General features: G+C 34.6%; 9 protein-coding genes. All 9 read right to left on the bottom strand.

Translation table 11 applies throughout. From position 1 onward, the window contains the following. The coding region (locus HU235_RS24795; protein WP_174881925.1) for a competence/damage-inducible protein A at window positions 1–1239 on the bottom strand (1239 nt) is incomplete at its 3' end. 26 nt (window positions 1240–1265) lie between these two features. Further along, window positions 1266–1844, bottom strand: coding sequence for a CDP-diacylglycerol--glycerol-3-phosphate 3-phosphatidyltransferase (gene pgsA, locus HU235_RS24790; RefSeq protein WP_095297677.1), 579 nt, complete (start codon window positions 1842–1844; stop codon window positions 1266–1268). A gap of 204 nt (window positions 1845–2048) precedes the next feature. Then, window positions 2049–2936 (bottom strand): helix-turn-helix domain-containing protein, encoded by an 888-nt coding sequence (locus HU235_RS24785; RefSeq protein WP_174881924.1) that lies wholly within the window; start codon window positions 2934–2936, stop codon window positions 2049–2051. 16 nt (window positions 2937–2952) lie between these two features. Beyond that, the gene (locus HU235_RS24780; RefSeq protein WP_095297681.1) at window positions 2953–3744 is read right to left on the bottom strand and encodes a DUF3388 domain-containing protein; all 792 of its coding nucleotides are present in this window, start codon (window positions 3742–3744) and stop codon (window positions 2953–2955) included. A 222-nt stretch (window positions 3745–3966) separates the two neighbouring features. Further along, on the bottom strand, window positions 3967–4227 hold the full coding sequence (locus tag HU235_RS24775) for a DUF3243 domain-containing protein (RefSeq protein ID WP_095297683.1): 261 nt from the start codon (window positions 4225–4227) through the stop codon (window positions 3967–3969). A 122-nt stretch (window positions 4228–4349) separates the two neighbouring features. Continuing rightward, entirely contained in the window at window positions 4350–5072 is a 723-nt protein-coding gene (gene ymfI, locus HU235_RS24770) for an elongation factor P 5-aminopentanone reductase (RefSeq protein WP_174881923.1), read from the bottom strand. A gap of 151 nt (window positions 5073–5223) precedes the next feature. Further along, window positions 5224–6510 (bottom strand): EF-P 5-aminopentanol modification-associated protein YfmH, encoded by a 1287-nt coding sequence (gene yfmH / locus HU235_RS24765; RefSeq protein WP_174881922.1) that lies wholly within the window; start codon window positions 6508–6510, stop codon window positions 5224–5226. Next, the gene (yfmF, locus tag HU235_RS24760; protein WP_174881921.1) at window positions 6507–7784 is read right to left on the bottom strand and encodes an EF-P 5-aminopentanol modification-associated protein YfmF; all 1278 of its coding nucleotides are present in this window, start codon (window positions 7782–7784) and stop codon (window positions 6507–6509) included. Before yfmF ends, yfmH begins: the two co-directional genes overlap by 4 nt. 195 nt (window positions 7785–7979) lie before the next feature. Then, on the bottom strand, window positions 7980–8602 hold a 623-nt coding region (locus HU235_RS24755; RefSeq protein ID WP_174881920.1), incomplete at its 5' end, for an MFS transporter.

The raw sequence follows: 8602 nt of genomic DNA, 5'->3' as shown, positions 1-8602 counted from the left end.
TGATAATAGTTTAATTAAATGATGGCATCCATATTTTACCGTTCTTATTCTAATTCCGTTTCTTGTACCAGTGAAATTAAATTTGAACGTTTGAGTATCTGTTCCTTCTGCTGAAATCCCGATATAAACTGTTCCAACAGGATGTCCCTCAAGGGAATTAGGGCCAGCCACACCAGTAAAGCTTACTCCAATATCACTATTTGCCATTTTCCTTACCTGGTCCGCCATTTCTTTAGCACATTGACTGCTTACGGCTCCATATGTTTCTAATGTCTTTTCAGATACACCAAGTATATTTGCTTTCACTTCATTCGTATATGTAATAATGCTCCCTTTAAATACTTTTGAAGCACCATCAATTCCAGTCATGTACTCTGAAAACATTCCACCTGTTAAGCTCTCAGCTGCTGATAGTGTTTTGTTTTTTCCAATTAAAAGCTTAAAAAGCTCTTCAACAAGTGTTGTGTTCTCATATCCATAGAAAAATTCTCCAACACGTTGATTAATTTTTTGCTCAACCTCATCTAGCATTTGATTCGCAACCATTTCGTCAGTATGCTTAGCTGTCAGGCGTAAAGTTACTTCACCATTAGCAGCTAATGGAGCAACTGTTGGATTCAGTTGTTCATCAATAATATCTTGAATATCTGTTTCAAGTTGGGATTCACCAATTCCAAAATATCTTAATACTCTTGAAATAATCTTTTCCTGAATACCGAGAGTTTGAATGAAATATTTACTGCTATAGTTTTGAAACATTGGTTTCATTTCACTTGGAGGTCCTGGTAATAGCATATAAATCTTTTGCTCTACTTCAACTGCCATACCTGGTGCCATACCAAAATCGTTTTTCAATATATGAGCCCCATCAAGAACAAGTGCTTGCTTTTTATTATTTTCAGACATTGTACGCTTCGTTCGAATAAAATATTGTTCAATGCTCGCCAATGCTTCTTCATCATACACAAGCTTTTTTCCTAAAACATTAGCAATTGTTTCTTTCGTTAAGTCGTCCTTTGTCGGTCCTAAACCACCGGTAAAAATGATTACATTTGAACGTTTTTGTGCAACCTCTATCGCTTCTTTCAGTCTGCCAGCATTATCGCCAACAACAGTGTGATAATAGACATTTATCCCCATTTCAGCTAATTGCTCAGATAAAAATTGTGCATTACTGTTGACGATTTGACCAAGTAATAGCTCGGAACCAACTGCAATAATTTCCGTACGAGTATCCATATTAACGCATCCCCATTTCACAAATTTTATTTTGAGTTCACAAACACATGCTTATTTTTAATAAAATAGTCATACCCTGAAATAATCGTGAAAAAGGTTGCTACCCATAGAGCAAGATCTGCAAATGGAAGATTGATAAATTCAAATGGTAAATTATGTAGCAATAACGCGCTTATTGCAATGATTTGCGTCCACGTTTTAATTTTCCCTAACATATTTGCAGCAACAATTTCACCTTCACCTGCAAGAATCGCTCTTAATCCTGTAACTGCAAACTCTCGACTAATGATCAAGATAACCATCCATGAAGGTGCAAGACCAAGCTGAACTAAAATAATCAATGCTGCTGACACAAGAAGCTTATCCGCCAATGGATCTAAAAACTTTCCGAGATTTGTCACTTGATTCAATTTCCGTGCATAATAACCATCAATCCAATCAGTTGTCGACGCTACGATAAAAAGAATTGCCCCAACTAAGTGTGTGACTTGGATCGATTCATTGCCAAATGTTAACACTCCCCAATTAAATGGGGCTAACATAATAATCATGAACACTGGGATTAAACAAATTCTTGAGATTGTAATTTTATTAGGTAAATTCATCTTCTAATTCCTCCGTTGTTGTGTATGCAATTTCATAAATTATAAAATAGTTCTGTCGTAAATCAAATTTCTGCAAGTAATTATGTATTTAAAAGCTAGAAATTCCTTCTTTAGTAGGATAAAGAAAAGGACGACACAAAGATCGTACACCAATCTCAACTTATCAATCAAGATTGGTGTACAAGAACAATACTTGTGTCAGTCCTACTCTTTTTTAAAGACAATCGTAATATTTTGCGGAGAGCTTTTCGCATCCTCATACTTAATCAGTTCACCATTAACTTTTAAATCAGTACCTGGAATATTACCTACTCTTACAGTAATTTCAGATTCAGCCGTATAATCTCCTACTTCAGATTCACCTTCAGAAATCACTTTACCGATAAACGTTTTACCTTTATCATTTTTTATACTTACCCATGATTTACTTTTCGCAATAACTTCAAGTTCAAACTTGTCAGTACCAGTAAGTTCATAAACTGTAGAAGATCCACTGGACTCCTTAACTGTTATTGCTTGTTTTGGTGTTTCCTCTTCTGGAGTTACCTCTTCAGCATTTTTCGAATCATTTTCATCTACAGCTGGCTCTTCTTCTGCAGCTTGATTGTCGTTTGCTGGTGTATTTTCAACATTATTTGTATATTCGGTCTCGCTTTGGTCTGTAATGGATTCCTGTTTTGCATCTGTATTATTTTCGGCAGCATTTTGCCTCCAAACCCATAGCCCAACTGCAATTGCAATAATGACAACGACCGTTAATATTTTTGGGAAAAGATCCAAAAATTTAGATGCTGATTTTGGTAATTCCCTATGAGTTTTCACTCTCGATAATTGTTCAGGGATCTCATCATTGCTCGTACTTGGAACCTCATTTTTAAAGTCCTCAAATATCGAATCTGGATTTATATCAACAGCTTCCGCGTATTGCTTAATAAAAGCTCTAACATAAAATTTCCCTGGAATGATTGAATAATTTCCTTCTTCTAACGCTAAAAGATAACGCTTCTGAATTTTCGTCATATTTTGAAGGTCATCTAAGCTAATGTTTTTTTCCTCTCTTGCTTGTTTCAGTCGATTTCCTAATTCACTCAACCGTAACACCCCATAACTAAAAGTCAAATCCTGAAAAACTTGATGAATCAAACGACATTTGTGGCTCTTCGACATCCTTATATGTGATCTCTTCATCAGGTTCATTCCGAATTTCAATTATATAATCAAAATCGTCAATTGTATATTCCGTATTTTGCACAAAAATATCAGGATGTTCAACAACCTTTGTTGCTGAAAGCCTCATAATTTCTCTAACTAATTGGAGATGCTGCTCAGTACCTCTTCTAGTTGAGACAATTCCATCGATAATGTACACATTATCCTCGTGATATTCCTCTGCAATTAACTGGCTACGAATCGTTTGCTTTAATAGAGTGGAGGAAACAAATAGCCACTTTTTATTAGCGCAGACGCTTGAAGCGACAATTGATTCTGTTTTTCCAACCCTTGGCATACCTCTAATGCCAATTAATTTATGTCCTTCTTGTTTATATAATTCTGCCATAAAGTCAACAAGTAGTCCAAGTTCATCTCGAACAAAACGGAAAGTTTTTTTATCATCTGCATCTCTTTGTATGTATCTGCCATGGCGAACGGCTAGTCGATCCCTTAATTTTGGAACTCTTAGCTTTGTTACCGTTATATTATCCATCGTTTTTAGAATCGATTCAAGGCGTCTTACTTGATCATTGCTTTCACATTTTAGCAAAAGCCCCCGCCTGGAATCATCAACACCATTTATCGTTATAATATTAATCGATAGCATTCCTAGTAAAGATGAAATATCACCTAGAAGCCCGGGACGGTTTTTTTGAATTTGATATTCAAAATACCATTCATATGGCATAAAATAAGTCCCTCCTTTTTTCAACCACTATTACATATCATATATGATTTTACCAAAAGAGGAAAGAATTATGAATGAACATTTCGAGAATATTAATAAATTATAATAGAAGACTTTAAAATAAGGCTTTCCTCAAATTAAAATCGGATATTCTTAACATTTAGGATGACAACTACTAAGGAAATGATATAGTAAAAAAGAGAGGATTAGCTCCTCTCTTTTTTACTGTTGTGATCCGTTATTTTGAACAAGTTTAACCATCATATTTGCGATTGCCTTTTGCTCTTGTTCATTTGCAACACTCCAAAGATCTGCAAGGACACGTTCTTGAGTGTTTTTTGGGTCGACCTGTTTAGCTAAGTAGTCACCAACTTCAAACGCTAAATTATTGATAACCTGATCATTCATACCTTCATTTTGTGCATGATGTAAACGGTCACCAAGGAAATTTTTCCACTCATCCCAATTTTCTAATACAGACATAGGAGTACCTCCTTTATAATTGTTACATGCTTTATTGTTCCTTACCCACTAAACAATTATTCCTTATAAATTCAAAAAACATGCTATATTTTTAAAGATTGAGACTCCTTTGCCCATGTGATTTATACCCAACCACCATTTACGGAAAGAACTTGTCCAGTTATGTATGAGGATTGTTTAGAGGCAAGAAATGAAACTGCATCCGCTACCTCATCAGGATGGCCTAATCGTCCAAGAGGTATCTCCTCTTTTAACTCATTTAGCTCTTCAGATGTAAAATTTGAAAGCATTTTTGTTTCAATTGCTCCTGGCGCAATCGCGTTGACACGAATTTGACTTGGAGCAAGCTCCTTCGCTAACGCCTTTACAAAGGAGTTTTGTCCTCCTTTTACCATTGAATATAAAACTTCACAAGAAGCACCAGTAATTCCCCAAATTGAAGAAATGACAATGATATTCCCAGACTTTTTCCTAATCATAGATGGGATGATTTTTTGCGTAAGTTTAAAAGGACTTGTAAGATGAATGGCAATCATTTGATTCATCTCCTCCTCACTCATATCGGTCATTAGACCGTAAAAGCTAATCCCACTATTTATTACTAATAATTCAATAGGCATTTTCATTGATTGAACAAGATGATCGACACTAGTGCTATTTGCTAAATCAGCTTGAATCGGTATGATCATTTGCTTAGCATCAGAAAGGGAATCAATTAAATATTGGACTTCCTGCTCGTTTTGATGATAATGTGCATAGACATGATAACCATCTTCTATAAGCTTTAATGTTATTGCTTTACCAATTCCACCGCTTGCACCTGTAACTAAAGCATACTTTTCCATTATTACCTCTACTCTCTCCCTAAGAAGAGGGTGACTCAGAAAGGGTCTGACACCTTCCACAAACACCGATATATAGTAAACGAACCTATATTTTGTGTTTGAGGGGTCTAAAACCGTTGCTCTTGAGCCACCCTCTTATAATCATTTCATATTATTTAGGTATTACTTGGCATACTGTAAATAAATTTTCTTCAACGGCTTCATTTAAAGTCTTCGTAACATCCTCTTCAGTTAGTGATTCTAGCATTGGCACAACATCAAATAAATTCATGTCATTAAATGCGTATCGTGTAAACTGATTAGCAATATATTCAGGTGAGTTAATTGCTCTTAAAAAAGCACCAATTTTTTTATTTTTAGCTGCTGTAAAGGAAGTAAAATCAAAGCCATTATTTTTTGCATTAAGTAAAATCTTTTGAATTTTATTTGCTAATTCATCTGGGTTATCCGTGTCCCCGCCAATCATAGCAAATCCGAAGCCGCTCTCTTCTGTGTAATCATAGCTAAAGGTATCATCTATTAATCCTTGGCTATATAACTCTTCATAATGTTTTGAGCTTTTACTAAATAACATATCTAAAATAATGTTCATTGATAGCTCGTATTTTAATAAATCTTTTCCTTTTCTATTAGGATTTTTCGCCTTCAATCCAACTAAGCATTTTGAGCTTTGAACATTCATTTTCATTTTTTCAATTTTTTTGTGTACCTCAGCAGACTCATTAGGAAATTCTCTCTTTATTTCAGATTGTGGAGTAAAATCTTTTTTCTGCTGATTCTCTCTTACTTGCTTTAAAATTGCTTCTGGCTCAACAGCTCCGACAATAAACAACAGCATATTGCTCGGATGATAAAATGTATGGTAGCACTCATATAAAGAATCCTTCGTTATTTTCGCAATCGACTCGATTGTTCCCGCGATATCTATTCGTACTGGATGATTTTGATATAGGTTTTGGATTAATCCAAAATATAGACGCCAATCAGGATTGTCATCATACATATTAATCTCTTGACCAATAATTCCTTTTTCTTTTTCCACCGTCTTTTCAGAAAAATATGGTGATTGTACAAAATCGATCAATGTTTCAAGGTTTTGCTCTACATTACTTGTACTCGAAAATAAGTAGGCGGTTCTTGTAAACGATGTAAATGCGTTTGCAGAGGCACCCTGTTTACTAAATTGTTGAAAAACATCTCCATCCTCTTTTTCGAAAAGCTTGTGCTCAAGAAAATGGGCAATTCCATCAGGAACTGTTTCCATCTTATCTTTGTTTAATGGGACAAAGCGATTATCAATTGATCCATATTTCGTTGTAAACGTTGCGTACGTTTTATTAAATCCTTTTTTAGGTAATACATAGACATCTAACCCATTTTCCATCTTTTCATAGTAGAGCTCTTCTTGTAACTGGTCAAAGCGAATAGGATTTGTCATGCATTCTCCCCCATTCCTTTTAAGAAGTAAATTGTATCTAACTCAATTTTTTCTGCTACCTTTACAATTTCGTCTTTCGTAACTTTTGCAATTCCATTTAAATAATCATCATATGAACGATTTATTTGAGCAATCACATTATGATAAACGATTTCAACTAATCCATACGGAGTATCGATTGTTTCCAATAGTTGATTTCGAATGACAGCTTTCGTTTGCTCAATTTCTTGGTCTGAAAAATCACCCTTTTTCATTGCGTTCATTTGTTCCTTAATAATCGAAACCGCTTGCTCATAATTTTTTTCCTCGATTCCGGACATGACCATCAAGAGTCCTTTATGGCTCTCAATTCTTGAAGCAGCATAATAGGCCAAGCTTGCTTTCTCACGAACATTAATAAACAATTTAGAATGAGAAAAACCGCCAAATATACCATTGAAAAGTTGTAGAGCATAGTAATCGTTATCACGATATGTACTATTTGTACGATACCCGATATTTAATTTTCCTTGCTTTACATCCTGCTTCTCAATTACTTCATTTTCTTGTACTTCCTGCTTGTTTATAGTTGGCGTTATTTGTTGGTGTGAATTTTCGAAATCAAAATATTTTTTAACGTAGCTTTCTACCTCCTGCTGCTGGATATCTCCAACAACATATAAATCGATTTTGTCTGATTTAAGCACTGACTGGTAGTATTCATAAAGTGATTTCGCTGTAATTTTGTCGACATCATCTTTTTCCCCATTAACGTGTAGAGCATAAGGCTCGCCTTTACACATTTCTTGAACTAATCGTAAATTTGAGTACCTCATTTTATCGTCAAACACTGATTGGATACGTTGTTTTAATGTTCGTTTTTCTTGTGTGACAACGTCCTCTTTAAATGCTTCTCCATCAAGAACTGGCTTTAATACGATTTCAGCTAGCAGCTCTAATCCCTTTTCCAATAACGGTGTTTGATTAGATAAAAATTTTTCATTTGCAATTTCCATCCGAAAGGAAATGACATGGTTTTCACCTTTTTTAGATAAATCAACAAAAAGTGTTGCACCGTATAATTCATCTAAATGCTGCCTTAAACTTGTACTTGTTGGAAAGCTCTCTGTCCCTCTTTGAAGAACATATGGAAGTAAAGCTCGATATGTAACATCTTTCTCATTAAGTGGGGAAAGTAATTTTAACACAATTGTATTCGTTTTAAATTTTGTCGTTGGGATTGTATGTAATGACAATCCATTTATCTCTGTTGTTTCTTCATTAATATAAGACATGGATACCCTCCTTTTTGAATCGCTTATTTTCTTGTATATCCTGTAATTATATCAATACGTGAATACATTAGAAAATAATATACCTTTTTCTACTTCTATTCTTTCTATAAAAAACCTTCTATATTCAAACAAATAAATACATGAGGTACCTCTTAAGGAAAGCTTTCCCTATTGAAGAGACACCTCATGTCCAATTTACGCAAGTTTAGGCATACGATTTGATTTTGATTCTTTTTGCGGATCCTTTTTTGGTCTTATAAAAAGTAAAACAATTACGACAGCCAAAAGACTTATACCACCAGAAAAGTAATAAACAAGGTGTTCATTTTTAGGCATTATATAAGAATAGATCGGTGGTCCAAGAGCTACTCCAATAAAACGCATTGAACTATAGATAGAAGTGATTGTGCCTCTTTGCTCCTTTTTGATTCCTTCTGTAATGATTGCGTCAAGACTTGGCAACGTCATGCCAATTCCAATACCGGTTATTACTAAAAATGCGATTAAATAATAAAGGGAATGTTGTACTCTTAATGCAATAAACGATATTGTTACTAAGCCCATACCTACTACAGTCACAGCTTTCATCACACTTTTACTTTCACCAATTTTCTTACCAGCAACAAAGGAACTTAATGAAAGAGCTAATAAAGGTATAGCTAGAACTAGCCCCTTTTGAATGCCATTAATTTCGTATCGCGTCTCAAGCATATCTGATAAATAAAATAATATCCCAAATAAAACAAACATAATGATACAACCGACCATAAAAACCGCAAAAAGCCACTTGCCATTATTTTTAAAAACCACTTTTATAC

This window comes from Metabacillus niabensis (genome assembly GCF_902829255.1).
GTDB classification, from domain to species: Bacteria; Bacillota; Bacilli; order Bacillales; family Bacillaceae; genus Metabacillus; species Metabacillus niabensis.
This window is presented reverse-complemented; position numbering and strand designations above follow the sequence as displayed.

Coding starts and splice junctions, on each gene's coding strand:
- HU235_RS24780 (WP_095297681.1), bottom strand. CDS start 3,744: ATGCCATATGAATGGTATTTTGAATATCAAATTCAAAAAAACCGTCCC.
- yfmF (WP_174881921.1), bottom strand. CDS start 7,784: ATGTCTTATATTAATGAAGAAACAACAGAGATAAATGGATTGTCATTA.
- yfmH (WP_174881922.1), bottom strand. CDS start 6,510: ATGACAAATCCTATTCGCTTTGACCAGTTACAAGAAGAGCTCTACTAT.
- HU235_RS24775 (WP_095297683.1), bottom strand. CDS start 4,227: ATGTCTGTATTAGAAAATTGGGATGAGTGGAAAAATTTCCTTGGTGAC.
- pgsA (WP_095297677.1), bottom strand. CDS start 1,844: ATGAATTTACCTAATAAAATTACAATCTCAAGAATTTGTTTAATCCCA.
- ymfI (WP_174881923.1), bottom strand. CDS start 5,072: ATGGAAAAGTATGCTTTAGTTACAGGTGCAAGCGGTGGAATTGGTAAA.